Genomic DNA, 26,815 nt, shown 5'->3' with positions numbered 1-26,815 from the left:
GGACCGCCCCGGGCGCTGTCGAGCAACTGCTTGGTTCGGGACGGTTGCGACTGTAGCGTGCCGGTCGGAACCGGATCGACGAGGGAGTGACGATGGGTGTGTATGCGGTGACCGGTGCGGCGTCGGGGATGGGCCGGGCCGCCGCGGATCGGCTGCGGGCAGCCGGTCACACGGTGATCGGGATCGACCTGAAGGAGGGCGACGTCGTCGCCGACCTCTCGACCCCGGCGGGACGTTCCGACGCGGTGCGGCAGACCCTCGAGCGGGCCGGGAACCGGCTCGACGGTGCGGTCCTCGCCGCGGGCCTCGGTCCGGTGCCCGGCATGGAACAGGCCATCGCCCAGGTCAACGTCCGGGGCGTGATCGAGCTGCTCGAGGGGTGGCGGCCGGCGCTCGCCGCGACCGGCAACAGCAAGGTCGTCGTGTTCGGGTCGAATTCGACGACCACCACCCCGGCCGTCCCGATGTCGGCGGTGCGGGCGTTTCTCGCGGGCGACCTGGAGAAGGGCGTGCGGCGGGCGGGCCGGATCCGGCCGGCGGCCGCCCCGTTCACCTACGCCGCGTCGAAGATCGCCGTCACCCACTGGGCACGCCGGAACGCGGTGACCCCGGACTGGGCGGGGTCGGGGATCCGGCTGAACGTCCTCGCGCCGGGCGCGGTGGCGACGCCGTTGCTCGAGACTCAGCTCGCGAGCCCGGAAGGTAAGCGGGTCAGGAGTTTTCCGGTTCCGATCGGCGGGTTCGGTGATCCCGACCGGATCGCCGAGTGGGTGGGGTTCATGCTCTCGCCGGCCGCGGACTTCCTCGTGGGTTCCGTCGTGGTGGTCGACGGCGGCAGCGAGGCGTGGTTCCGTGCCGTCGACTGGCCGCGACCGGTGCCGGTGCGGAAGGTGCTGCGGTACGTGCGGCGGATGCGGAGCTTCCGCCGCTGAGGAAGTGCTTGCGCCCGAGGGGGCGGTTGTCGCGGGCGGCTCTCGATGTTCGTCGCGGCAGCGCCCCCCTCGCCCGCGGCAGTGTCCCCCCTTGCCTGCGGCAGTGTCCCCCCTTGCCTGCGGCAGTGTCCCCCCTTGCCTGCGGCAGTGTCCCCCCTTGCCTGCGGCAGTGTCCCCCTTGCCTGCGGCAGTGTCCCCCTTGCCTGCGGCAGTGTCCCCCTTGCCTGCGGCAGTGTCCCCCTTGCCTGCGGCAGTGTCCCCCTTGCCTGCGGCAGTGTCCCCCTTGCCTGCGGCAGTGTCCCCCTTGCCTGCGGCAGTGTCCCCCTTGCCTGCGGCAGTGTCCCCCTTGCCTGCGGCAGTGTCCCCCTTGCCTGCGGCAGTGTCCCCCTGCCTGCGGCAGTGTCCCCCTTGCCTGCGGCAGTGTCCCCCTTGCCTGCGGCAGTGTCCCCCTTGCCTGCGGCAGTGTCCCCCTTGCCTGCGGCAGTGTCCCCCTTGCCTGCGGCAGTGTCCCCCTTGCCTGCGGCAGTGTCCCCCTTGCCTGCGGCAGTGTCCCCCTTGCCTGCGGCAGTGTCCCCCTTGCCTGCGGCAGTGTCCCCCTTGCCTGCGGCAGTGTCCCCCTCGCCTGCGGCAGTGTCCCCCTCGCCTGCGGCAGTGTCCCCCTCGCCTGCGGCAGTGTCCCCCTCGCCTGCGGCAGTGTCCCCCTCGCCTGCGGCAGTGTCCCCCTCGCCTGCGGCAGTGTCCCCCTCGCCTGCGGCAGTGTCCCCCTCGCCTGCGGCAGTGTCCCCCTCGCCTGCGGCAGTGTCCCCCTCGCCTGCGGCAGTGTCCCCCTCGCCTGCGGCAGTGTCCCCCTCGCCTGCGGCAGTGTCCCCCTCGCCTGCGGCAGTGTCCCCCTCGCCTGCGGCAGTGTCCCCCTCGCCTGCGGCAGTGTCCCCCTCGCCTGCGGCAGTGTCCCCCTCGCCCGCGGCAGTGTCCCCCTCGCCCGCGGCAGTGTCCCCCTCGCCCGCGGCAGTGTCCCCCTCGCCCGCGGCAGTGTCCCCCTCGCCCGCGGCAGTGTCCCCCTCGCCCGCGGCAGTGTCCCCCTCGCCCGCGGCAGTGTCCCCCTCGCCCGCGGCAGTGTCCCCCCTCGCCCGCGGCAGTGTCCCCCCTCGCCCGCGGCAGCGTCCCCTCGGCCGCGCGATCACCCGCTCGACGCCGTGCGCCTGCCCGATTCGTGCCTCATGTCGGGGCTACCGGCAAGTAACCGGACCATCCGCAGACACGCCGGAGCGGCAGGTCTACCCTGTTTGTTCGTGACCTCACACTATGACGTCGTTGTCCTCGGAGCCGGTCCCGGTGGGTACGTCGCTGCTATCCGCGCGGCACAGCTGGGACTGAGTACCGCCATCATCGAGAAGAAGTACTGGGGTGGTGTCTGCCTGAACGTGGGCTGCATTCCCTCCAAGGCGCTTCTCCGCAATGCCGAACTGGCGCATCTCTTCACGAAAGAGGCCAAGACGTTCGGCATGTCGGGGGACGTGTCCTTCGACTTCGGCGCCGCCGTGGACCGCAGCCGCAAGGTCGCGGACGGCCGCGTCAAGGGCGTGCACTTCCTGATGAAGAAGAACAAGATCACCGAATACGACGGTGCGGGTTCCTTCGTCGATGCCAACACCATCTCCGTCGAGCTCAACAAGGGCGGGACCGAGACGGTGACCTTCGACAACGCGATCATCGCGACCGGTTCGGTCACCAAGCTGCTGCCCGGCACCGAGCTGAGCAAGAACGTGGTCACCTACGAGGAGCAGATCCTCACCCGTGAGCTGCCGGGCTCGATTCTCATCGTCGGTGCCGGTGCCATCGGTATGGAGTTCGGCTACGTGCTGGCCAACTACGGCGTGGACGTCACCATCGTCGAGTTCCTCGACCGTGCGCTGCCCAACGAGGACGCCGACATCTCCAAGGAGATCGCGAAGGCGTACAAGAAGCTGGGCGTGAAGATCATGACCGGTGCCGCGGTGCAGTCGATCGACGACGACGGCAACAAGGTGACCGTCGCGATCAAGGACAACAAGTCCGGCAACGTCGAGTCCGTCGTCGTCGACAAGGTCATGCAGTCGGTCGGGTTCGCCCCGCGCGTGGAGGGCTTCGGCCTCGAGAACACCGGTGTCGCCCTCACCGACCGCGGCGCCATCGCCATCGACGACGTGATGCGCACGAACGTGCCGCACATCTACGCCATCGGTGACGTCACCGCCAAGCTCATGCTGGCGCACGTCGCCGAGGCGATGGGCGTGGTCGCGGCCGAGACCATCGGTGGCGCCGAGACCCTCACCTTCGACGACTACCGGATGATGCCGCGCGCGACGTTCTGCCAGCCGCAGGTCGCCAGCTTCGGCCTGACCGAGGAGCAGGCGCGCGACGAGGGTTACGACGTCAAGGTCGCGACCTTCCCCTTCACCGCGAACGGCAAGGCCCACGGCCTCGGCGACCCCAACGGCTTCGTCAAGCTGATCGCCGACAACAAGCACGGGGAACTGCTCGGCGGCCACCTGATCGGCCCCGACGTCTCCGAACTTCTGCCCGAGCTGACCCTCGCGCAGAAGTGGGACCTGACGGTCAACGAACTGGCCCGCAACGTCCACACCCACCCGACGCTGAGCGAGGCGCTGCAGGAGGCCATCCACGGCCTCGCAGGGCACATGATCAACTTCTGATCCCAGCGCGTCGAAGATCCTCCGCACGGGCAGATCCCCGTTCGGATGTACCGGCCTCAGCCCGTGGCGACCGAAACGTCGCCGCGGGCTGTCGTCGTCTTCGGAGACGAAACCTGATTCGATACCCGTGACGCGGGGTACCTTCCCCCCATGGCGGAACGCGGCGCGCGACCCGAGGTACATCCGATTCGCAGGATGATGTTGCGTGCCGTGCGCCACCTGTTCACCCCCCTTCGTCCCGACGACTACCTCGAGATGATCAATCCCCTGTGGACCACCAGGGAGCTGCGGGGCCGGGTCGAGCGGGTGGTGCCCGAAGGTTCCCGTGCGGCGTCCGTGCTGATCCGTCCCGCGTACGAGTGGCAGGGGCACCGTCCCGGCCAGTACGTGCGGCTGGGGGTGATCATCGACGGCGTCTACCACTGGCGCGCCTATTCGCTGACCTCCGATCCCGAGCCCGAGGACGGGCTGATCAGCGTCACCCCGAAGGTGGTCGAGACCGGCGTGGTCTCGCCGCACCTGGTGCGCCGGATCCGGCCCGGCGACGTGGTGCGGCTCGGCGAGGTCGAGGGTGTGTTCACCCTGCCCGACCCGCTGCCGGGGAAGATGCTGTTCGTCAGTGCCGGTAGCGGTATCACGCCGATCATGAGCATGCTGCGCAGCCTGGACCACCGCGACGCCCTCGACGACGTCGTCCTGGTGCACTCGGCCCGTACCGCCGACGAGGTCATCTTCGCGTCCGTGCTGCGTGACCTCGATGCGCGTCGTCCCGGGTTCCGCCTGGTGCTGCGGCTCACCGCGGAGCAGGGCCGCATGACGCCGGCCGATCTGGACGAACTGTGCCCCGACTGGCGGGAGCGGGAGGCGTTCTGCTCCGGACCCGGCGAGATGCTCGATGCGTTCGTCGAGCACTGGAACGACCACGGTGATCCGAAAAAACTCCACATGGAGCGTTTCCAGCCGATCATCGGCGGGAATGCGGGGTCGGGTGAGGGCGGCACGGTCCACTTCCTCGACAGCGAGGCCGACGTCGAATGCGACGGCGGCACGCCGATCCTGGTGGCGGGCGAGAAGGCCGGCCTGCAGCTTCCGTACGGATGCCGGATCGGAATCTGCCATACCTGCGTGGGCACCCTGCGGTCGGGCAGGGTGCGGGACCTGCGCACGGACGAGGTCGCCGAACCCGTCGGCGCCGCGGTCCGCACATGCATCCACACCGCCGAAGGCGACATCGAAATCGAGCTGTGAACGAAAGGAACGCGAGATGACGACGGAGATCGAAAGTCCGCTCGCGCATCTGAGCGAGGAAACGCTCGAGGCATTGGCGAAGGAGTTCGACGCCATCCACGACCGGGTCTACGCCGACCTGGGGGAGCGCGACCGCCGCTACATCAAGACGGTGATCGCGACGCAGCGACAGCTCGCCGTCGCCGGCCGTGCCCTGCTGCTCGGCTCGGCGTCCAAGCCGGCGTGGGTCGCGGGCACCGCATGCCTCGGCATGGCCAAGATCCTCGAGAACATGGAGATCGGCCACAACGTCATGCACGGGCAGTGGGACTGGATGAACGATCCGGACATCCACTCGTCGGTGTGGGACTGGGACACCGCGTCGACCGCGGCGGGCTGGAAACACTCGCACAACTACATTCACCACACCTTCACCAACATCCGCGGCAAGGACAAGGATCTCGGGTACGAGATCATGCGGATCGACCCGCACCAGAAGTGGCATCCGGTCTACCTTGCGCAGCCGTTCTACAACGTGCTGCTCATGGCGTTCTTCGAGTGGGGCGTGGCGCTGCACGACCTCGATCTCGATGCGCTGTGGGCGGGGGAGAAGACCCCGGCGCAGGTGCTCGGCGAACTGAAGGGCATCGCAGGCAAGGCGCGGCGGCAATTCGTCAAGGACTACGTGGGCTGGCCCCTGGTCTCCGCCGGCGCGTTCGCCGCCGTGCAGCTGCTGTCGGGCGGACGGATTCCGCAGCCGGCCACCTCCCGGATCGGGCGCCGGCTGCGCGGACTCGGCCGCCTCGGGGGTGGCCGCGCGGCCGGCCGCCGGGCCGACCTCGTCGCCGACGTGCTCGACAAGGTCCTGCCGGGCGTGGAGAGGACGTTCCTCGCCACCCTGGCGGCGGACTTCACCGCCAACATCATCCGCAACGTGTGGTCGCACGCGATCATCTTCTGCGGCCACTTCCCGGACCAGACGTACACCTTCAGCCGGAAGGAGGTCGAGAACGAGAGCCGCGGCGGATGGTACGTCCGCCAGCTGGTCGGTGCGGCCAACATCGAGGGCAGCCCGCTGTTCCACGTGATCAGCGGGAACCTCGGCTACCAGGTCGAACACCACCTCTACCCCGACATGCCGAGCACCCGGTACTCCGAGGTGGCGCCCGAGGTGAAGGACATCTGCGAGCGGTACGGACTGCCGTACAACACCGGGCCCCTGTCCAGGCAGTGGGGCACCGTGCACCGGACGATCCTGCGCCTCGCGTTCCCCGGCGGCAAGCCGCGGCCGAAGCCCGGTCCGTATCGCAGCGCGGACGATCCGTCGTCACGGAAGCCGGCGACGAGCGAGGCCGCCCGGTTCCGCAGCCGACTGCCCGCGGACCATCCCGCAGCAGGCCCGGAGCACGAGCACGGTGGTGTGGAGGTCGAACTGCCGCCGCGCTGACGATCGTTGCTACGGCCGATGGGTTCGGTCGTACTCCGCTTGTGCCGCAAGCAATTCCGGCATGCTCGACTCGAGTAGCCCGATGAGGGCGCGCAGGTGCTCGGCTACCTGCGCGCCGAGCGGCGTGAGGCTGTACTCGACCTTGGGCGGAATGGTCGTTTCCACCCGTCGGTGGACGAGGCCGTCGCGCTCGAGCTGCTGCAGCGTCTGGGACAGCATGCGCTCGCTCACCCCGTCGACGTGGCGGCGCAGTTCACCGAACCGGTGCGGGCCCTCGCCCAGGGCGGCCAGGGCGAGCACGCCCCAGCGGCCGGTCGCGTTCTGCAGGACCTGCCGGGACGTGCACGCGCGGGCGAACACGTTCGCTTCGAGTGCGGGATCCGTCGTCACGCCCCCCAGCGTACATGTGCGAACACTTCGTGGCGTACTTACTTGATAGGTTGCACTTACGATTAGTAAGTGATTTGATGGCGGTGTTCCCGACTTCCGTTCTCGAGGAGATCTCATGACCATCGCCGTCACCGGTGCCACCGGGCACCTCGGCCACCACGTCGTCACCGCTCTGCTCGACCGCGGTGCCGAGCCGTCCGACGTCGTCGCGATCGTCCGCGACGCCGCGAAGGCTGCCGACCTCGCCGCCCGGGGCGTGCAGGTGCGCGTCGCCGACTACGGCGACCGGGACGCACTCGTCGCCGCCCTGGCCGGCGTCGACAAGCTCCTGCTGATCTCCGGAAGCGAGGTCGGCCGGCGGATTGCACAGCACACCAACGTCATCGAGGCCGCGAAGGCCGCAGGGGCCGGCCTCGTGGCCTACACCAGCGTCCTCGACGCGCAGCGCAGCCCCCTGGCCCTGGCCGCCGAGCACAAGACCACCGAGGACCTGCTCGCCGCCTCCGGCCTGGACGTCGTGCTGCTGCGCAACGGCTGGTACTGGGAGAACTATGCCGCAGCCGTCGACACGGCGAAGGCGACCGGCGCCCTGTTCGGCGCCGCCGGCACCGGCCGCGTCGCCGGTGCCGCCCGCAAGGACTACGCGGAGGCCGCCGCCGCCGTGCTGCTCGCCGGCGACCAGGTCGGCCGGATCTACGAACTCGGCGGCGACGAGCGCCTCACCTACGTGGAACTCGCCGACGTCCTGTCCGGGATCGTCGGCGTGCCCGTCGCCTACAAGGACCTGCCCCGGGACGAGTACACGAAGGTCCTCGAGAGCGCCGGGGTGCCCGCTCCGATGGCCGCTATCCTCGCGGACTCCGACGCGGGCATCGCCGTCGGCGCCCTCGACACCGACAGCGGCGACCTGCAGCGGCTCATCGGACGCCCGAGCACGCCGGTGGCCACGGCGCTGAGCCGGTAATCCACGCGGCGAACCGGAATCCGCCCACGACACAGCATGGGCAGATTCCGGCTCCGCGAGCGGATCCAGGTTGTCCACAGGCGGCCGCTTCATCCCCAGATGTGCCGGTGCGTCCCGATCTGCGCCGGCTCGACGCGGCGCATGCGCCACGCTCGGTCCATGACCGATCCCACAGCCCTGACCAGACGGGATCTACTGGCGCAGGGTGTCACCGACGACCGGCTCCGCGCCGCGCTGCGGACAGGCGACCTCGTCGCGCTGAAACGGGGCGTGTATCTGCGGCGGGCGGACGACGGCCCGCTCGACGACACCGGCCGGCACCGGATCCTGGCACGGCACGTCGGCTCGGGTCTCCGCCCGGGGGATGCGCTCAGCCACGTGTCCGCCGCCGTCCTGCTGGGCCTGGACGTGTGGAACGCGGATCTGCGCCGCGTACACGTCTCGCGGACGTCCGCGAGTGGGCGCAGGGTCACGTACCTCCACGTCCATGCAACCGACTGGTGCGACGGCGATGTCGTCACGCTCGACGGTGTCCGCGTCACCTCGGTGGCGCGCACCATCGTCGACCTCGGCCGGTCGCTGCCACTCGAGGAGGCGGTCGTCGCCGGGGACTCCGGACTGCGTGCCGATGCGTCCGCCCGCGACCGGTTGCCCGCAGTTCTCGCCGCGGCCCGTCACCGCACCGGGGTGTCCCGGGCCGCCGCCGTCGTGGACCTGCTCGACGGACGGAGCGAGAGTGTCGGGGAGTCGGTGTCGCGCCTGCGCATGGCGCGATTCGGCCTGCCTGTACCTGCCCTGCAACACGAGGTCGTGGCTCGGGACGGGCGCCGGTACCGCGTCGACTTCTTCTGGGAATCGCAGGGCGTCGTCGGCGAATTCGACGGTGCCGGGAAGTACGCCGACCGCCGCGACCTCGTCGCCGAGAAGCACCGCGAGGACGCTCTGCGTGACCTCGGCTTCGAGGTCGTGCGGTGGACATGGGCCGACCTGGAGCGGTTCGAGGTCGTCGCCCGGAGGTTCGCCCGGGCCGTCGCTCGAAGATCCACGCGCTGAACCGGAATCCGCCCACGACACAGCGTGAGCGGATTCCGGTTCAGCGCGGGAATTCAGCGAGTCCGGTAGGCCACCCAGCCGCCGAACTCGGTGATGTCGACGGCGTCCGCCGCGGCGTCGTGCGTGCAACCGAATCCGACGACCCACCGCCCGTCCGAGAGTTCGACGCTGGTCAGCGTCATCGGCGCGGGCAGCGCGGCCAGGAACCGGCCCAGGCCGGCCTCCGAGACCCGGAACACCTCGCCGGCGATCGGCGCGCCCCGGCCGGCGCCGTGGCGGACGAGACCGGGCTTCGGGGGAGTGGTGTTCAGCGCCGTCAGGCGGTACGCGTCGGACGTGTGGACCCCCTCGACGAACCGGGCACCGATCTCCTCGAGCTGGAAGTGCAACGGCTGGTCGCGCAGGTGCGCCCCGAACACCGCCAGCTCGACCCCGCCGGAGGCGAATCCCGGCGCGGCGACGCCCGTCAACCGCGCCGCGAGATCCACGGCGACCTGGTCGGCGAAGGCCGGCACCACGACCATCACCCCGAAGGGATGGCCCTCGGCGGTCGAGGCACCCGGTACCGCGACCGCGGCCATGTCGAGCAGATTGCAGAAGTTCGTGAATGTGCCCATCCGCCGGTTGATCCCGATCGGGTCGGACTGTACCGCCGCGATCGTGGGATGCTCGGTGGTCGTGGGCAGCAGCAGCCCGGCGAATCCGTCGAGGAGGTCCGCCGCGAACGCCTTGGCCTGGGTCAGGGTGTCGAGATCGGCCACCAGTTCGTGCGCCGCGGGGCGCTCCGCGGCCGCGACGATCGCCGCGACCGTCGGATCCGCCCCGGCGGGGTTCGTCGCCAGGAACTCTCCGACGGCCGCGTACCGCTGCGCGACGACGGCACCGTCGTAGAGCAGTGTCGCCGCGTCCAGCAGTGGCGAGACGTCGACCTCGGTCACGTCGAGTCCCGCCGCACGCCCTGCGGCGACGGTGCGCGCGAACGCCTCTCGATACTCGTCGCACAACTCGACGAGGTCCTCCGCGCGCGGCACCGCCACACGCGGCGTGGACGGCGCGGCGAACGGCACGTCCGACGGCCACCTCCGGGAGCGCGGGTCGCGCGGTTCCGGCCCGGCCATCACCTTCGCCGCCGTCACGGCCAGGTCGAGCGACGTGGCGAACACGGTGAGGCAGTCGTAGTCCACGCACGCCGGCACCACGCCGTGGGCCGGGATCACGCCGAGCGTGGCCTTGATGCCCACCAGTCCCTGCAGCGCGGCCGGAACCCGGCCGGATCCCGCGGTGTCCGTGCCGATCCCGATGTCCGCGATGCCCAGCGCGACCGCGGTCGCCGAGCCCGAACTCGATCCGCCCGATACGCGTTCGGGATCCCAGGAACAGCGCACCGCCCCGTACGGGCTGCGGGTGCCGACGAGTCCGGTGGCGAACTGGTCGAGGTTGGTCTTGCCCAGGATCACCGCACCGGCATCGACGAGGCGCGCGACGCCCGACGCGGTGTCCGTGGGGGTGTAGGCGAACTCGGGGCAGCCGGCCGTGGTGGGTAGTCCGGCGACGTCCACGTTGTCCTTCACCGCCACGAGCAGGCCCGCGAGCGGCAGGTCCTCGCCCGCCGCGACGCGCGCGTCCACGGCGTCGGCGTCGGCGAGCACATCCGCGGCCGGCCGCAGCGCGATCCACACCTCGGGCCGGTCCACCTCGCCGAGGCGGCGCAGCGCCGCCTCCGCCCGGGCCCTGCTCGACGACGGCGCAGCCGAAAGTCCATTTTCCACAACGATGCTCATGCTGCTCCGATCACGAGAAGGGGGGTGCCGGGGGCGACTTTCGCGCCCGGCCCGACGAGGACCTTCAGGACGGTCCCCTCGACGGCTGCCGGCACGGGCATTTCCAGCTTCATGGCCTCGAGGATGACGGCGGTGTCGTCGGCGGCGACCCGTTCGCCCTCTGCCACCTCGACCCGCCACACGTTGCCGACCATGGGGGCCTCGACGACGACCGATCCCGCCGGCATCCCGGCGAGCGGGTCGACGGGCTCGACCACCTCGATCGGCGCCGGCTCGGTGCGGTCGAACTCACCGGCCGCGTGCCACGCCTGCTTCTCGGTCTCGAACGCCGCGGACTGACGCTCGTGGAACGCGTCGATGGACTCGGCGTTCTCCGCCAGGAACCGCAGGTGGTCGGCGAGGGCGAACGTGCCCTCGGAGACCTCGGCGTCGAACCGGCCCGCCAGGGACGCGGCGCGGTACTCGAGCAGCTGCTCCGGGCTCACCGGTTCCCACACGATCCGGTCGAAGAAGCGGAACAGCCACGGCTTGCCGTCCTCGAATGGGCCGGCCTGGCGGTACCCCGACCAGATCGGCACCGTCCGCCCGATCAGCTGGTAGCCGCCGGGGGACTCCATGCCGTAGACGCACAGGTACTTCCCGCCGATGCCCACGGCGTCCGACGGGGTCCACGTGCGCGCCGGGTTGTACTTCGTCGTCACGAGCCGGTGCCGGGGATCGAGCGGAACGGCCAGGGGTGCACCGAGATACACGTCGCCGAGGCCGAGGACGAGGTACTCGGCGTCGAACACCGTGTCGCGGACCTGCTCGACCGAGTCGAGTCCGTTGATGCGCCGGATGAACTCGGTGTTCGACGGCAGCCACGGCGCCGAGTCGCGCACACCGCTGTGGTAGCGGGAGATCGCCTCGGAGATCGACGGGTCGTCGAACGAGAGCGGTAGCCGGACGGTGCGGCTGGGCACTACCAGATCGTGGGTGGCCGGCAGTTCCGTCTCGAGGTCCTGCAGGGTCCCGAGCAGCCGGTGCTGGGGCAGCACCTCCGGGTCGAAGTGCACGTGCAGCGACCGCACCCCCGGCGTGACGTCGACGATCCCCGGCAGGCGCACGGCCGCGAGCGCCTCGGACAGGGCGTGCACCCGCATCCGCAACCCCAGGTCGAGCACCATGTCGCCGTACTCGACGAGGATGTTGTCGTCGCCGCCGCGCAGGTACACCACCTCGGGACGGTCCAGGAACGCCGGGGTACCGGCCAGCCGGCCGCCGTCGAGCGCGGCGGGCCGCGCCACGGGCGGGACGTCGCGGGCGCGGGCCGCCGCGCCGCGCAGCTCGACCGCCGCCTCGTCGGTCACGGGAACGAACCGCACCGAATCCCCGGGCCGGATCTGCCCCATCTTCCAGCGGTGACCGGAGACGACCGTGAGCGGGCACGCGAACCCGCCCAGGCTCGGGCCGTCCGGACCGAGCAGGATCGGGGTGTCGCCGGAGACGTTGAGCGCGCCCACCGAGTAGGGGTTGTCGTGCAGGTTCGACGGGTGCAGCCCGGCCTCGCCGCCGTCCGTCCGCGACCAGGTGGGCTTGGGGCCGTCCAGGCGGATGCCGGTGCGGTTCGCGTGGGACTGCACCGTCCACGTGGTGTCGTAGAACTGGGCCAGGTCGTCCTCGGTGAAGTAGGCCGGGGCGGGCTGCGGACCCTCGGTGACGGCGAGATGCCACGTGTGGGTGAACTCCGGGCGACGGTCCACGGGTACAGGTGCCGGGCCGGCAGGGGCGGGCGACTCCGCCACGCCGAGCACATCACCCGTGGCCAAGGCTCTACCGGTGACGCCGCCGAAGCCGCCGAGGGTGAACGTCGCGGCGCTGCCGTGGTAGCGCGGGGCGTCGAGCCCGCCCCGCACCGCGACGTAGGTGCGCAGGCCCTGCTCGGCCGGGGCGCCGACGTCGAGCACGCCGCCGGCCGGCACCTCCACGGGCTCCCACATCGGCACGGGCACCCCGTCCACGGTGGCGACGACCGGGGCGCCGGTGACGCACACGAGCGTCGGGTCGGAGAACTTCAGGCGTGGGCCCTGCAGCGTGCATTCCAGCGCCGGTGCCCCCTCCGGGTTGCCGACGGCGCCGTTGGCCGCGCGCATCGACAGGTCATCCATCGGGCCCGACGGCGGAATGCCGACCTCCCACAGGCCGATCCGGCCGGGGAAGTCCTGCACCGTGGTCATGGTGCCCGCGCGCAGCACGTCGATGCGGTGGCCCGTCGCCCGCACGTCCCGCAGCGTCGCGGTGGTGTGTGCGGCCTCGAGCACCGGCTCGGCGGTGCAGATGCGCCGCAGCTGCGGCAGGTTCGTCTGCACGCCGTACAGGTGGGTGTCGTCGAGCGCCTCGGCGAGCGCCGCGAACGCGGTGCGCCGGGACTCGCCGCGCACGATGATCTTGGCGAGCATCGGATCGTAGAACGAGCTCACCTCCGTGCCGGTGTCCACCCACGTCTCGACGCGGGTGTGGGCCGGGAACTCCACGGCGGTGAGCAGTCCGGCGCTGGGCCGGTAGTCGTGCCCCGGGTCCTCCGCGTACACGCGCGCCTCCACGGCGTGACCGGTGATCCGCGGTCCGCCGTCGGGCAGCGCGTCGAGCATCTCGGTCTCGCCCCGGCCCAGCCGCAGCATCCACTCGACCAGGTCCACACCGGTGACCTCCTCGGTGACCGGGTGCTCGACCTGCAGGCGGGTGTTCATCTCGAGGAACGACGCCTCGCCGCGTTCGACGTCGTAGACGAATTCGACGGTGCCGGCGGAGCGGTAGCTCACCGACGAGGCGAGCCGGCGCGACGCCGCGAGCAGTTCCTCGACGACCGCGTCGGGCAGGTTCGGGGCGGGCGCCTCCTCGACGACCTTCTGGTTGCGACGCTGCAGCGAGCAGTCGCGCGTGCCGAGGCTGATCGTGCGGCCGCAGCCGTCGCCGAACACCTGCACCTCGATGTGGCGGGCGTGGGCGACGAACCGTTCGAGGAACACGCCCGACGAGGAGAAGTTCGCGGACGCGAGGCGCTGCACCCGCTCGTACGCGTCCCGCAGCTCGTCGGGGGTGTGACAGGCCTGCATGCCGATGCCACCCCCGCCGCCGACGGCCTTGAGCATCACGGGGTATCCGACGGTTTCGGCCGCGGCGACGGCGGCGTCGACGGACGCGAGCAGGCCGCTGCCCTCGACGAGCGGGACGCCGACGGCGCGCGCCGCCTCGCGAGCGGTGTGCTTGTCGCCGAAGACCCGCAGCTGCTCGGGCGTGGGCCCGATGAACGCGATGCCGGCCGCCTCGCAGGCGGCCGCGAATTCCGCGTTCTCCGAGAGGAACCCGTACCCGGGGTGGACCGCGCCGGCGCCGGTCGCGAGGGCGGCCTCGATCACCAGATCCGCCCGCAGGTACGACTCCGCGGCCGGGGCGGGACCGAGGCGCACGGCCATGTCCGCCATTTCGACGTGGGCGGCGGACGCGTCCGCATCCGAGTACACGGCGACGGTCTTCAGCCCCAGTGTGTGCGCCGAACGCATGATCCGGCAGGCGATCTCGCCACGGTTGGCGACGAGCAGGGTGTCGAAAGCGAACGTCACGACAGGCTCCTTCGGTGACGGGGAAGAGGAAGGTATGGGGGCGGAACCGGATGTCAGCGCGCGAACGACATCGCGGTGACGGCGCGGGTCACCCGGTCGAGCACCACCGCGAGGGATTCACCGATGTGCCGGTGCAGCAACCGGTGGGCACGCTCGAGCTCGTCGCCGAGCACGGCGTCGACGATGGCGAGGTGCTCGGCGATCGACGTCTCGATCCGGCTGTTGACCATGAAGTCGTACATCCGCACGTGCCGGATCCGGGAGTTGACCGACTCGAGCGAGCCGGCCAGTTCCGCGTTGCCCGATGCGGCGAGCAGTGCGACGTGGAACTCCTCGTCGAGCACCACGAAGCCCGGTTCCTGCTGCGGCGGGTCGGCGGACAGGCGCAACCACCGTTCGCGTTCGGCGGTGAGGGCGGCGCGGTCGTGCCGCACATCGGGGTTGTCGATCGCCCGCGCAATGCCCTGCAGTTCCAGGGTGATCCGCAGCTCGTAGAGGTCGCGGATGCGGGGGATGCTCGGCGGCACCGGCGAGAATCCGTACTCCTCACGGCGCAGCAGGCCGTCCGCGCACAGCATCGCGAGGGCTTCCCGGACCGGGGTGCGGGAGATGCCGAAGCGCGCGGACAGTTTCGGCTCGGTCAGCCGCTCACCGACCGGGATCGAGCCGTTCATCAGCTCGGTGCGCAGTTCCCGGTACACCCGCGTCCGGAGCGGTTGCGCCGTGGCTGTATCCGTACGTGTCGACATAGCTGTATACGCTATGGACGTCGTGTTTCGCCGAGATTGCCCGCGGTAAAGCGGCGGTTAGGAAGAACTCTCAGAAGTCCCGCTCGATGCGTAGCACGCCGATGGTGGTGGCAAGTCCGTCGTATTGCGCTACCAGCAGGCAGAATTCGACCATCCGCCGGTCGTCGAGGTGAGCGGCCAGCGCCTTCCACGTCCCGTCGGCGAGGTCCCTGGTGGTGACCAGTTCGTCGACGGCCGCGAGCATCGCCCGGTGCCGCGGGCTCCAGCCGGGGGCCCCGGGCCCGTCGAGGACGCGCTGCAGGATCTCCGGCGTGATCCCGGCTCGGCGGCCGAGCCGGGTGTGATGGTCCAGCTCGTAGCCGCACTCGCGCAGGTGCGCCACGCGGAGGATGACCAGTTCGGATTCGAACCGGGGCAACCGCCCGAACGGCATGAGCTTCCCGGAGTAGTGCAGCCAGCCGCGGAACAGGCCACCGGTGCGGCCCAGGGTGCTGAACAGGTGCGCGTCCTTCGTGCCGGCCACCGTCGAGAGCACGCGCCAGGCCGCCCAGTTGAGCGGGCCGAGCTCCCTGAACCGTCCGGGCCGGATGCGAGGTGACATGCCGGTCAGTCTCGCACGGCGCGCGCCAATCGGGCCATCGTCCGGGCCTGCTCGGCGCGCTGCACCACCACCGCCCGGGACGTGTCGATGTGGGCGAGGAGCTGGGCGTGGGCGTCCTCGAGACGGCCCGCGAGCACCGACTCCGCCACGCAGATGTGCTCGTCGACGGTCGCCGTGATCCGGTCGTGCGTCAGGTAGTCGAACATGCGCACGGGCCGCACCTTCGCGTTCACGGTGGCCAGCGCGTCGCACAGGGCCGGGTTGCCGGCGGAAGCCAGCAACGCCAGGTGGAACTGTTCGTCGAGCCCGACGAAGCCCGCATCCGGCTCGGGCAGGTCACGGCGCAGCGCATACCACCGGTCGAGCTCGGCGCCGAGCACGTGGGGATCGTGCCGGATCGACGGATCGGCCAGCGCGCGACGGATCCCGCGCAGCTCCAACGTGGTCCGCAGCTCGTACAGATCGGCGAGGTCGTCGAAGCGCGGCCGGTACGGGAACAGGCCCTGCTCGCGCCGCTCGACCAGCCCGTCGGACACCAGCCGCGCCAGCGCCTCCCGCACCGGCGTGCGGGAGACCCCGTACTGCTCGGCGAGGCGTTCCTCGCCGAGCCGTGCGTCCGGCGGCAGGACGCCCGTCATCAGGTCCGAACGCAGCGCCCGGTAGACCCGGTCGCGCCGCGTGCCACCGGTGCTCATCAGATCGCCATGGCCGCGCGGACGGTGCCGGCGGCATCCGTGCCGCCGTCGCCGGTGGCGGTGATGCGACCGGATTCGAGGACGTAGTACCGCTGGGCGGCGTGCAGGGCGAAGCCGATGTGCTGCTCGACGAGCAGCACCCCGAGGTCGCCGCGCCGGCTGAGTTCGACGACGGTGTTCTCGATCTCGGCGACGACCGACGGTTGGATGCCCTCGGTGGGTTCGTCGAGGATGAGCATGCGGGGCTCGGTGATCAGGGCGCGGGCGATCGCCAGCTGCTGGCGCTGGCCGCCGGAGAGCAGGCCGGCGCGTCGGTCCAGCAGCGGCACGAGGGCGGGGAACAGGTCGAGCATCTCGGCGACGAGCTGCTTGCCGCGTCTGCGCCCGTCGGCGACGACCTGCAGGTTCTCGGCGCAGGTGAGCTGGCCGAAGGATTGTTGTCCCTGGGGGACGTAGGCCAGGCCGCGGGCGACGCGCGCGGACGGCCGCAGCGCGGTGACATCCTCGCCGTCGAACACGATCCGGCCGAAGGTGGTGGGCAGCAGGCCGACCGCGGCGCGCAGCAGGGTGGTCTTGCCGGCCCCGTTGTGGCCCATGACGGCGACGACCCCGTCGGCGGGGACGGTGAGGGTGGCCCCGTGGATGATCTCGGTGCGGCCGTAGCCGGTGCGCACGTCGACGAGCTCGAGCATGTCAGGCCTCCTGCGCGGCGGTCGCGGTGCCCAGGTAGACCTCCTGGACCTGGGGGTTGTTCTGCACCTCTTCGACGGTGCCGTCGGCGATGACCCGGCCCCGGGCCAGGACGGTGACGGAGGTGGCGAAGGCGCGCATGAAGTCCATGTCGTGTTCGACGACGACGACGGTGCGCTGCGCCCCGATCCGGCGCAGCAGCTGGCCGGTCTCCTCGCGTTCGTCGTGGCTCATCCCGGCGACCGGCTCGTCGAGCAGCAGCACGTCGGAGTTCTGCACGAGCAGCATGCCGATCTCGAGCCACTGCTTCTGCCCGTGCGCGAGGATGCCGGCGGGCACGTCGCGCAGGTCGGTCAGGCCGATCGTCTCGAGGGCTTCCTCGATCTGCGGCAGCACCGTCGTGCGGCGGCGCAGCAGCGACCACGGGGAGCGGCCGGAGCCGGCGGCGATGTCGAGGTTCTGCAGCACGGTGAGTTGTTCGAACACCGACGCGGTCTGGAAGGTGCGGCCCACACCGAGGCGGGCGATCTTGTGCACCTTCTTGCCGAGCAGTTCGATGCCGGACTTGGTGACCGACCCGGTGGCCGGCACCAGGCCGGTGACGGCGTCGACGAGGGTGGTCTTGCCGGCGCCGTTGGGGCCGATGAGGAAGCGCAGGTCGCCCTGCAACAGGGTCAGGTCCACCCCGTCGACGGCGGTGAAGCCGTCGAAGCTGACCCGCAGGTCGCGGATCTCGAGGTACTCGCTGGACATGCCGGCGTTGCCGCCGTAGTGGGGTTCGGTCATCTCACCGGCTCCATCGTCGTGGTCGGTTCGGGAATCGGCTGCGCCGGGCCGGTGCGGGTGCGTCGCCGGCGCAACGTCGCCAGCCCGGCCAGGCCGGCGGGGAAGAACCCGATGACGACGATGAACAGCAGGCCCTGGGCGTAGGTCCACGCGGAGGGGAAGTTCTCCGACAGGGCGGTCTGGGCCCACGCGACGCCGATGGCGCCGAGGACCGGGCCGAGCAGGGTCGTGCGTCCGCCGATGGCGACGCCGATGAGGAATGCGATGGAGGGGACGATGCCGACATCGGCGGGGGAGATGATGCCGACGATGGGCACGAACAGCGCCCCGGCGATGCCGGCGAAGAAGGCCGCCGCGGCGTAGGCGACGACCTTGACGTTGGCGGGGTCGTAGCCGAGGAAGCGGACCCGCTCCTCCTGGTCGCGCACGGCCACGAGCAGCTCGCCGTAGCGGGAGAACATCAGCTGCCGGGTGAGCGCGACGACGGATAGCAGGACGCCCGCGGCGACGAAGAACAGCATCCGCTTGTTGGCTGGGTCGGCGAGGGACAGGCCGAAGAAGCTGCGGAAGCGGTTGAGCCCGTTCGATCCTCCGATCGACTGCTGGCCGATCAGCAGGATCGCGAAGGCGGCGGTCAGGGCCTGGGACAGGATCGCGAAGTAGGCGCCCTTGACGCGGCGTTTGAACACGCCGAGCCCGAGCAGCACCGCCACCAGGGCGGGCAGCACCAGGATCGCGACGATCGTCACCAGCGGAGAGGCGAACGGCGCCCAGTAGCCGGGCAATTCGCGGATGCCGGCGATCTGCATGAAGTCCGGGACGGTGTCGCCGCGCAGCCCGGCGTCGGCGATCTTCAGGTGCATCGCCATGAGGTAGGCGCCGAGGCCGAAGAAGACGCCCTGGCCGAGGGTGAGCATGCCGCCGCGGCCCCACGCGAGACCGATGCCGACGGCGACGATCGCGAAGCACAGGAACTTCGCGAGCAGGTTCAGGCGGAAGTCCGACAGCACGGCGGGGGCGAGGGCGAACAGAACGAGTGCGGCGAGGGCGAACCCGGCCCACGTGCGGGCCGGTCCGGGTCGGGTGAGCGCCGGCAGACGTGTCGGGGCAGGCATCAGACCAGGCTCCTTGTCTTGACCGCGAACAGGCCCTGCGGCCGGACCTGCAGGAAGATCACGATGAGCACGAAGACGATCACCTTCGCGATCGATGCGGTGGTGGAGTATTCGATGAACGAGTTGAGCAGGCCGAGCGCGACGGCCGCGATGACGGCGCCCTCGATCCGTCCGAGGCCGCCGATGACGACCACCAGGAACGCGTCGATCAGGTAGGACTGGCCGATGGTGGGACTCGTGGAGCCGATCAGGGTCAGCGCCACTCCGGCCAGGCCGGCCAGGCCGGAGCCGAGGAAGAAGGTGGTGATGTCGGTGCGCCGCGACGAGATGCCCACGGTCTCGGCGAGATCGCGGTTCTGCACGACGGCCCGGATGCGCCGGCCCATCGGGGTGAACTTCATCGCCGCGATCAGGATCACCACACACACCACGGCCAGCGCGAGGATGAACAGCCGGGTCCTGGGCACCACCGCCCCGAGGATCTCCACGCCACCGGAGAGCCACTGCGGCGCAACCACGTTGACGGCGGGTGCGCCGAAGATGTCGCGGGCGGCCTGTTGCAGCAGCAGGCCCACGCCGAAGGTCACCAGCAGGGTGTCGAGCGGGCGGTGGTACATGCGGCGGATGAGGGTGACCTCGAGCAGCACCCCCATCACGCCGCCGACCAGGAAACCGACGAGCAGCGACACCAGCAGGGACACCCCGGCGGCCGAGACCACCTGCTGCACCACGTACGCGGTGTAGGAGCCGGCCATGATGAACTCGCCGTGGGCCATGTTGATCACGCCCATCTGCCCGAACGTCAGCGACAGGCCCAGCGCCGCCAGCAGCAGGATCGAACCGATGCTCAGGCCCGTGAACAACTGTCCTACAACGACATCCATGTCGCCTCCCTTCTCGTCGGCTTCCCGGTCACGGTGGTCAGCTGCCGGACAGGCCAGCGGCCCAGTCGTAGCTCTCGAGGTACGGGTCCGGCTCGATCGCCCCGTTCGACTCCCACACCGTGTAGATCAGTCCGTCGCCCCGGATCTCGCCGATGCGAGCCGTCTTGGTGATGTGGTGGTTGTCCCCGTCGATCGTGACGGTGCCCTCCGGTGCGTCGAACGAGACGCCGTCGGCCGCGGCCTGCACGTCGGCGACGGCGAACGAGTCCGCCTTCTCGACGGTGTTCTTCCACAGGTACACCGACGCGTACGCGGCCTCCATCGGGTCGGAGGTCGGCTTGTTCGCACCGTACTTCGCCTTGTACGCGTCGACGAACGCCGTGTTCTCGGGGCCGTCCACGGTCTGGTAGTAGTTCCAGGCGGTGAGCTGGCCGGTGATGTTCTGCGCGCCGATTCCGACCACTTCCTCCTCGGCGATCGACACCGAGATCACCGGCATGTCGGCAGCGGTGAGGCCGACGTTGGAGTACTCGCGGAAGAAGGCGACGTTCGAGTCGCCGTTGAGGGTGTTGAACACCGCGTCCGCGTCGGCGGTGCGGACCTTGTTGACGATCGTGGAGAAGTCGGTGGACCCGAGCGGGGTGTAGTCCTCACCCTTGATCTCGATGCCGTTGGCCTCGGCGTACGCGCGGATGATGCGGTTCGCGGTCTGCGGGAAGACGTAGTCGCTGCCGACGAGGTAGAGGGACTTGACGCCCTTCTCCTTCAGGTAGTCCAGCGCCGGCACGATCTGCTGGTTGGTGGTCGCGCCGGTGTAGAAGATGTTCGGCGACGACTCGAGGCCCTCGTACTGCACGGGGTAGTACAGCAGCGCGTTGTTGTCCTCGAACACCGGCAGCATCGCCTTGCGGCTCGACGACGTCCACCCACCGAACACCGCGGCCACACAGTCGGAGCTGATCAGCTTCTCGGCCTTCTCGGCGAACACCGTCGGCTCCGACGCGCCGTCCTCGGCCACGATCCGGATCTGCTTGCCGAGAACGCCGCCGTTCGCATTGATCTCCTCGACGGCCAGTGCGATCGAGTCACGCACCGTGACCTCGGAGATCGCCATGGTGCCGGACAGCGAGTTCAGCGAACCGACCTTGATCGTGTCGCCGGAGGTGTCGACGCACGAGGCGGACCCGGCAGCGTCGGTACTGTCGGTGGCCTTGCTGCCGCAGGCGCTGAGCACGAGGCCGACGGCGGCCAGCGCGGCCGGCGCGGCGACGGCGCGCTTGGCGAACTTGGACGTGGCAACTGGCATGGAGGTGCCCTTCTTCGAAGGTGGGAGCCGGACGGGGCCCGGTGTATCCGGGCTGCGTATACAGCGCTGTATCCGTGGACCGAAGAGTAGGCGGCCGGTGTTGCATGGGAATGTCCTGCGGTGACGAGTTCGTGACCCGTGTTACGGCTCGATTTCCGAACGCGCACACGCCGAGGTCCGGATGTATCCGCGCCTCCGCAGGACAGCGGCGCGCTCCTTTCATCGCGCGGCTGTCCTGCCGCCGTGCGGGTTTCCGGACGACCTACCGCCAGCGACGACGGGTGGCGGCGTCGATTCGCGCACGAACGTCGTCGAAGTGGAAGAGTTCCGACCACGTCCAGCGCACCACTTCGTATCCCTGTGCCCGGATCACGTCTTCACGAAGCTTCTCGCGACGCACCGTCTCGGCGCTTGCGCCGGGTCCGCAGACCGGTACTTGCCCATGCCGTCGAACTCGGCGACGACGCCGAACTCCTCCCGGAAGAAGTCGGTGCGCGCGACGAATGCGCCACCGGCTGTCCGTATCTCGAAGTGCAGGACCGGGTCGGGCAGACCTGCCGCCCGAATGCGGATGCGGCTGATCGACTCGCCCGGACTCTCGCTTCGTCCGTCAAGGAATGCGCACATTCGTCGAGCCGCCGCAATTCCGGTTCGCGTGTCGGCTGCTGTCAAGGCGGCCGGGAGTGCGGCGTGGGCCGCAGGCCGCAGCCTCAGTGCAGAGTCGCCCAGCACCACTGCACGGTCGGCATCCAGGCAGCGTGCCGTGTCGACGATCGTGCGCGCCGCCGAGGCCACCCGTATCCCGTCCACGATCTCCACATCGCTTGGTGCGAAAGGTGTTGCGTGCACGTGTAGTTGGGAGGTGCGACGGCCGCCGGAGGGTTGATTCCGACTGACGTGGACCAGCGTGAGGTCCGGACGCCACAGAGCGAACCCGTGCACGACGGCGACGGAGGTGTGGCTCATCACGGCCTCGGGGCCGAGCTTGGCGGCGGCCGCGCATACGCGCACCAGGCACCGGCCGGCGTCGTCGCGGTCGGCTGCGATCTCCCTGGGCAGGTAGACGCCTGCGTCGAGACGCTCGAGGGCGCCGGTGCGCAGTGCTCGGCGGATCTCGTCCTCGGTGAGCCCGGAGCGGACAGCGTCGCGCCGCATGATCGGGGTGTGGTCGGTCATGGCGAACACGGTGCCCCGACGGAGGTGCCCTTCGGCGTGAACTCCGCGCTCCGGACCGGATCTGGGGAGCGATCGTCCGGTTGTGGAGAAAATCGATGACGCACTGCCGCGCCGTCCCCGAGGTGTCTCACGACCATCCTGGCAATCAGCGGGGGTTGGGCGCGCGGCTGTCCGGCCGTCGCGCGGGTGTCACTTGATGAGGTAGGGGGACACCGAGCTCTGGTGCTCGTTGATGACGAGCTCCTTCCCGAGGGGCGGGAACGCGCGCTGGGGGCAGTTCAGCCGCTCGCACACGCGGCAGCCGGAGCCGATGGGGGTACCGGGGTTGCTGTCGTCGAGGTCGAGGCCGTCGGCGTAGACGAGGCGGTGCGCGTGGCGCAGCTCGCAGCCGAGGCCGATCGCGAACGTCTTCGACGGCTGGCCGTAGCGGGCGGCGCGGCGCTCGACCGTGCGGGCGACCCACAGGTAGCGACGCCCGTCGGGCATCTGCGCGAGCTGGGTCATGATCTTGCCCGGGTACGCGAAGGTCTCGTACACGTTCCACAGGGGACAGGTCCCGCCGCTGGTGGAGAAGTGGAAGCCGGTGGCGGACTGGCGCTTGGACATGTTGCCCGCCCGGTCGACGCGGACGAACGAGAACGGCACGCCGCGCAGCTTCGGCCGCTGCAGGGTCGACATCCGGTGGGCGATGGTCTCGTAGCTGACGGCGTAGAAGGCGGAGAGCCGCTCGACGTCGTATCGGAAGTCCTCGGCCATCTCGTGGAACTGCGCGTAGGGCAGCATGATCGCCGCGGCGAAGTAGTTGGCGAGGCCGTGGCGGGCCAGGGCGAGGGAGGCCTCGCTGGTGAACGCGCCCTCGGCGACCAGCTTCTCGATCAGCTCCCCGCACTCGAGGTGGGCGAGCTCGGTGGCGAGCTTGAAGACCTGCTGGCCGCCCGACAGCCGCGCGGAGATCTCGAGGACGCGCGTGGCGGGGTCGAACCGGTGCAGGACGTTCTCGCCGAGGTCGACGCGACGGACGAGCTGTACGTCGTGCACCGTCTCCATGCGCTTGATGATGCCGCCGGAGATGTCGCCGCGGTGGAAGCGGATCCGGGTGGCGAGTTCCTCGGCGGCGGTGTCGAGATCGTGCAGGTAGTTCTGCCGCTGGTAGAAGTAGTCGCGGACCTCTTCGTGCGGCATGGTGATGGTGCCGCTGCCGCTGCCGTCGCTGTAGCGGTCCTCGGTGGCGGCGGCGAGCTGGGCGGTGGTGTTGCGGAACCGCCGGTGCATGTTGACCATGGCCCGCGCCAGCCCGGGGTGCGCCGACACCATCGCGGCGATCTCCTGGGCGTCGGCGTCGATGCCCATCTCCTGATCGAGGGCCACCTCCCGCATCTCGGCGATGAGCCGGGTGTCGTCCTGGGACGAGAAGAACGTGGTGTCGACACCGAAGACCTCGCTGATGCGCAGCAGGACCGGTACGGTGAGCGGCCGCACGTCGTGCTCGATCTGGTTGAGGTAGCTGGCCGAGATCTCCAGGGTCTTGGCCAGCGCCGCTTGGCTGAGTCCCCGCTCGGTGCGCAGCTGGCGCAGGCGGGCGCCGACGAACGTCTTTGGCATCAGCCCAGCGTACGAGCGTCTACGCAGCTTCGCAACGACAGGTTCGCAACGTTAGCGCTCTACTCGAGTCCCAGCCAGGACCCCGGCGCGAAGGCCTCGTAGTGGACGGCGTCGGGCGATACTCCCGCGCCGAGCAACGTCTGCCGGATCGACCGCATGAACGGGACGGGACCGCACACGTACACCTGCGGATCCTTCGGCAGCTCGACCCCGTCGAGCGGGGTGTGGCCGTCCTCGCGGAGCTCTTCGAACTCGGAGTAGCGGGTCAGCATGCGGGCCCGCGGCAGACGGTCGACCAGGGCCTGCGTCTCGGCGCGCCGCGCATGGTCGTAGCTGGACCGGTCGACGTGCACGACCAGGACCTCGCGCTCGGAGCGGTGCGCCGCCAGGTGCTGCAGCGCCGCGAGCGTCGGGGTGACGCCGATGCCGGCGGAGATCAGCACCAGGGGAGCGTCGGCGTCCTCGACGACGAGGCTGCCGAACGGATGCGAGACGACGAGTTCGGTGCCGATGCCGACGCCGCCGACGAGGAGCTGGGAGACGATCCCGCCCGGGACCCGCTTGACGGTGACGGCCCACTCCCCCGGGACGTGGCTGCGCACGAGGGTGTACTGGCGGATCTGCCGGGTGCCGTCTCCCAGGGTGGTCGCGACGGAGATGTACTGTCCGGGAAGGAAATCCGGAAGCGGGCTGCCGTCGAGGGAGCGCAGGGTCAGGGTCGCGACCTCCGCGCCGTCGAACTGGACGTCGGTGACCACGACGACGCGCCAGATCTGACCGGGCCGGACGCCGGCCTTGTCGTAGAGTGCCGACTCCTGCTCGATGAGCGAGTTGGCCATCAGCGTGTAGACCTCGCGCCAGGCCGCGGCGACGTCGGGGGTGACCGCGTCGCCGAGCACCTCGCCGATCGCGGCGAACAGCTGGTGCCGGACCACGTCGTAGTGGGGGGCCTGGACGCCGAGCGAGGCGTGCTTGGCGGCGATCCGGGCCATGATTGCGTCGATGTCGGCGGCGTCCTCGGTGACGAGCAGCGTCGCGAAGGCGGCGACCGAGCTCGCGAGCGCCTTCTGCTGCTCCCGGTTCTCCTGGTTGGTGCGGTTGAACAGGTCGGTCCGCAGCGACGGCGCGGCTGCGAAGAGCTTTTCGTAGAACAGTTCGGAGATCTGGCCGATGTGGGCGCCGACGACCGGGAGGGTGGCCTCGATCACCGGCTTCGACGTGGCGGAAAGGATGGCGCCCTCCTCGACTCGTGTGCGAGTGGGGAGTGGGCACGCCCGAGCGGCGTGACCGGCCCCGACTGGTCAACGCGCACATGGTAGTCGAGCGATCCTGGCCGACCCCCGATTCGACCGGGGCGACTTCCCGATTTGCCCGACCTCCGGGTGTGAAACTCGTCACAATCTTCGTGGTGATCCGCGGCTCCGTCGCTGGTGGGCCGCGGGTGCGGGGCAGTGTCGTCGGCCGCCGGGCGGCGCGCCCGCCGCGGAACAATGCCGAGGTGATTGCTACCGACGGGTAGCTATCGGGGTCCGGGTCAGGTTCGTTGGACGCGCCAAAGGTTTACAACCTTTGCAAAGCCTGGGGAAAAACTAGCGAAGATTGGCACTAGCAACAGGTAGACGGCACTTTCCGGGTGTGTCATTGTCGAGTGGTACATCCGAAAGGTTCGCGAAGGATGTGAAGTAGTACGCACGTACTGCAGAGCGTTCGGCGCGGATCCGATCTAGAGAGTGGAGCTTAGATGTCGACCACCGGCACCCCGAGGACCGCTGAGGAAATCCAGAAGGATTGGGACACCAACCCGCGCTGGAAGGGGATCACCCGCAACTACACGGCCGAGCAGGTCGTCAAGCTGCAGGGCACCGTCGTCGAGGAAGCCACCCTCGCCCGCCGCGGCTCGGAGATCCTGTGGGACCTCGTGAACAACGAGGACTACATCAACTCGCTGGGCGCCCTCACCGGCAACCAGGCCGTGCAGCAGGTCCGCGCCGGCCTCAAGGCCATCTACCTGTCCGGCTGGCAGGTCGCCGGTGACGCGAACCTGTCCGGCCACACCTACCCGGACCAGTCGCTGTACCCGGCGAACTCGGTGCCGCAGGTCGTCCGCCGCATCAACAACGCGCTGCTGCGCGCCGACGAGATCGCCAAGATCGAGGGCGACACCTCGGTCGACAACTGGCTCGCCCCGATCGTCGCCGACGGTGAGGCCGGCTTCGGTGGCGCGCTCAACGTCTACGAGCTGCAGAAGGCCATGATCGCGGCCGGTGTCGCCGGCTCGCACTGGGAGGACCAGCTCGCGTCGGAGAAGAAGTGCGGTCACCTCGGTGGCAAGGTGCTCATCCCGACCCAGCAGCACATCCGCACCCTGACCTCGGCTCGCCTCGCGGCCGACGTCGCCGACGTCCCGACGGTCGTCATCGCCCGCACCGACGCCGAGGCGGCGACGCTGCTGACCTCCGACGTCGACGAGCGTGACCGTGAGTTCCTCGACGGCACCCGCACCGCCGAGGGCTTCTACGGCGTCAAGAACGGCATCGAGCCCTGCATCGCGCGTGCCAAGGCCTACGCGCCGTACTCCGATCTGATCTGGATGGAGACCGGCGTGCCGGACCTCGAGGTCGCCAAGAAGTTCGCCGAGGCCGTCCGCAGCGAGTTCCCGGACCAGCTGCTCGCCTACAACTGCTCGCCGTCCTTCAACTGGAAGGCGCACCTGGACGACGCGACCATCGCGAAGTTCCAGAAGGAGCTCGGCGCGATGGGCTTCAAGTTCCAGTTCATCACCCTCGCCGGCTTCCACTCGCTCAACTACGGCATGTTCGACCTGGCCCACGGCTACGCCCGCCAGGGGATGACCGCGTTCGTCGACCTGCAGGAGCGCGAGTTCAAGGCCGCCGCGGAGCGTGGCTTCACCGCCGTCAAGCACCAGCGTGAGGTCGGCGCCGGCTACTTCGACGCCATCGCCACCACCGTCGACCCGAACACCTCCACGGCAGCCCTCAAGGGCTCCACCGAGGAGGGCCAGTTCCACTAGGAACCGGCAACCGGATGTAGGTGCGCGGCGGGATCTCGGACGACCAGGTCCCGCCGCCGCCGTATCCACCCCCTGTCATAACCCCTTTCAC

General features: G+C 70.1%; 20 protein-coding genes and 1 pseudogene. 7 read left to right on the top strand and 14 right to left on the bottom strand.

The features are described from left to right. The first annotated feature begins 92 nt into the window (after positions 1-92). From ISO16_RS09605 to ISO16_RS09590, 4 genes are all read left to right on the top strand, one after another. Positions 93-932 (top strand): SDR family oxidoreductase, encoded by an 840-nt coding sequence (locus tag ISO16_RS09605; RefSeq protein WP_072635825.1) that lies wholly within the window; start codon positions 93-95, stop codon positions 930-932. Between the two features lie 1,289 nt (positions 933-2,221). Then, complete coding sequence (gene lpdA, locus ISO16_RS09600; protein WP_029545277.1) at positions 2,222-3,625, top strand: dihydrolipoyl dehydrogenase; 1,404 nt, start codon at positions 2,222-2,224, stop codon at positions 3,623-3,625. A 150-nt stretch (positions 3,626-3,775) separates the two neighbouring features. Then, positions 3,776-4,873 (top strand): ferredoxin reductase, encoded by a 1,098-nt coding sequence (locus ISO16_RS09595; protein ID WP_072635811.1) that lies wholly within the window; start codon positions 3,776-3,778, stop codon positions 4,871-4,873. Positions 4,874-4,889: 16 nt separating this feature from the next. Then, complete coding sequence (locus ISO16_RS09590) at positions 4,890-6,299, top strand: fatty acid desaturase family protein (RefSeq protein ID WP_072635810.1); 1,410 nt, start codon at positions 4,890-4,892, stop codon at positions 6,297-6,299. Between the two features lie 9 nt (positions 6,300-6,308). Here the strand turns inward: ISO16_RS09590 and ISO16_RS09585 are convergent, their stop codons facing one another. After that, positions 6,309-6,689 carry a winged helix-turn-helix transcriptional regulator gene (locus ISO16_RS09585; protein ID WP_083662549.1) on the bottom strand — a complete coding sequence of 127 codons (381 nt, stop codon included), beginning with the start codon at positions 6,687-6,689 and terminating at the stop codon, positions 6,309-6,311. 115 nt (positions 6,690-6,804) lie between these two features. Between ISO16_RS09585 and ISO16_RS09580 the strand changes: the two genes are divergently transcribed. Together ISO16_RS09580 and ISO16_RS09575 are read left to right on the top strand one after the other, a co-directional pair. Beyond that, positions 6,805-7,653, top strand: coding sequence for an SDR family oxidoreductase (locus ISO16_RS09580; protein ID WP_072635809.1), 849 nt, complete (start codon positions 6,805-6,807; stop codon positions 7,651-7,653). Positions 7,654-7,812: 159 nt separating this feature from the next. Further along, the gene (locus ISO16_RS09575) at positions 7,813-8,706 is read left to right on the top strand and encodes a hypothetical protein (protein ID WP_072635808.1); all 894 of its coding nucleotides are present in this window, start codon (positions 7,813-7,815) and stop codon (positions 8,704-8,706) included. Positions 8,707-8,759: 53 nt separating this feature from the next. On the opposite strand, the gene atzF is transcribed toward ISO16_RS09575, so the two are convergent. The 13 genes and pseudogenes from atzF to ISO16_RS09510 form a co-directional block, all read right to left on the bottom strand. After that, positions 8,760-10,487 carry an allophanate hydrolase gene (gene atzF, locus ISO16_RS09570; RefSeq protein ID WP_072635807.1) on the bottom strand — a complete coding sequence of 576 codons (1,728 nt, stop codon included), beginning with the start codon at positions 10,485-10,487 and terminating at the stop codon, positions 8,760-8,762. Next, on the bottom strand, positions 10,484-14,089 hold the full coding sequence (uca, locus tag ISO16_RS09565; protein ID WP_072635806.1) for an urea carboxylase: 3,606 nt from the start codon (positions 14,087-14,089) through the stop codon (positions 10,484-10,486). Before uca ends, atzF begins: the two co-directional genes overlap by 4 nt. A gap of 53 nt (positions 14,090-14,142) precedes the next feature. Then, on the bottom strand, positions 14,143-14,838 hold the full coding sequence (locus ISO16_RS09560; protein WP_029545262.1) for a GntR family transcriptional regulator: 696 nt from the start codon (positions 14,836-14,838) through the stop codon (positions 14,143-14,145). 70 nt (positions 14,839-14,908) lie between these two features. Beyond that, positions 14,909-15,439 carry a carboxymuconolactone decarboxylase family protein gene (locus ISO16_RS09555; RefSeq protein ID WP_072635805.1) on the bottom strand — a complete coding sequence of 177 codons (531 nt, stop codon included), beginning with the start codon at positions 15,437-15,439 and terminating at the stop codon, positions 14,909-14,911. Positions 15,440-15,444: 5 nt separating this feature from the next. After that, on the bottom strand, positions 15,445-16,134 hold the full coding sequence (locus tag ISO16_RS09550; protein ID WP_006932958.1) for a GntR family transcriptional regulator: 690 nt from the start codon (positions 16,132-16,134) through the stop codon (positions 15,445-15,447). Next, positions 16,134-16,826, bottom strand: coding sequence for an urea ABC transporter ATP-binding subunit UrtE (gene urtE, locus ISO16_RS09545; RefSeq protein ID WP_006932959.1), 693 nt, complete (start codon positions 16,824-16,826; stop codon positions 16,134-16,136). The genes ISO16_RS09550 and urtE overlap by 1 nt, the downstream gene beginning before the upstream one ends. Before the next feature lies 1 nt (position 16,827). Further along, positions 16,828-17,610 (bottom strand): urea ABC transporter ATP-binding protein UrtD, encoded by a 783-nt coding sequence (gene urtD / locus ISO16_RS09540; RefSeq protein ID WP_006932961.1) that lies wholly within the window; start codon positions 17,608-17,610, stop codon positions 16,828-16,830. Next, positions 17,607-18,725: an urea ABC transporter permease subunit UrtC gene (urtC, locus tag ISO16_RS09535; RefSeq protein WP_051446196.1), complete on the bottom strand. Its 1,119-nt coding sequence runs from the start codon at positions 18,723-18,725 to the stop codon at positions 17,607-17,609. The genes urtD and urtC overlap by 4 nt, the downstream gene beginning before the upstream one ends. After that, positions 18,725-19,609, bottom strand: coding sequence for an urea ABC transporter permease subunit UrtB (gene urtB / locus ISO16_RS09530; RefSeq protein WP_006932965.1), 885 nt, complete (start codon positions 19,607-19,609; stop codon positions 18,725-18,727). Before urtB ends, urtC begins: the two co-directional genes overlap by 1 nt. Before the next feature lie 37 nt (positions 19,610-19,646). Beyond that, positions 19,647-20,915, bottom strand: a complete 1,269-nt coding sequence (gene urtA, locus ISO16_RS09525; protein WP_006932975.1) for an urea ABC transporter substrate-binding protein — start codon at positions 20,913-20,915, stop codon at positions 19,647-19,649. 262 nt (positions 20,916-21,177) lie between these two features. After that, positions 21,178-22,091, bottom strand: a pseudogene (locus tag ISO16_RS09520) (hypothetical protein). Positions 22,092-22,280: 189 nt separating this feature from the next. Continuing rightward, a complete protein-coding gene (gene ramB / locus ISO16_RS09515; protein WP_072635804.1) occupies positions 22,281-23,693 on the bottom strand; it encodes an acetate metabolism transcriptional regulator RamB in 1,413 nt (470 codons plus the stop codon). A gap of 59 nt (positions 23,694-23,752) precedes the next feature. Beyond that, on the bottom strand, positions 23,753-24,901 hold the full coding sequence (locus ISO16_RS09510) for a globin domain-containing protein (RefSeq protein ID WP_029545254.1): 1,149 nt from the start codon (positions 24,899-24,901) through the stop codon (positions 23,753-23,755). A gap of 533 nt (positions 24,902-25,434) precedes the next feature. Here ISO16_RS09510 and aceA point away from each other — a divergent pair. Next, positions 25,435-26,724, top strand: coding sequence for an isocitrate lyase (aceA, locus tag ISO16_RS09505; RefSeq protein WP_006932982.1), 1,290 nt, complete (start codon positions 25,435-25,437; stop codon positions 26,722-26,724). Positions 26,725-26,815 lie beyond the last annotated feature (91 nt).

Source organism: Rhodococcus sp. M8, assembly GCF_015654185.1.
In the GTDB taxonomy this organism is placed as follows: domain Bacteria; phylum Actinomycetota; class Actinomycetes; order Mycobacteriales; family Mycobacteriaceae; genus Rhodococcus; species Rhodococcus aetherivorans.
Note: the sequence above shows the minus strand (reverse complement) of the source record. Positions and strands in the feature narration are given on the sequence as shown.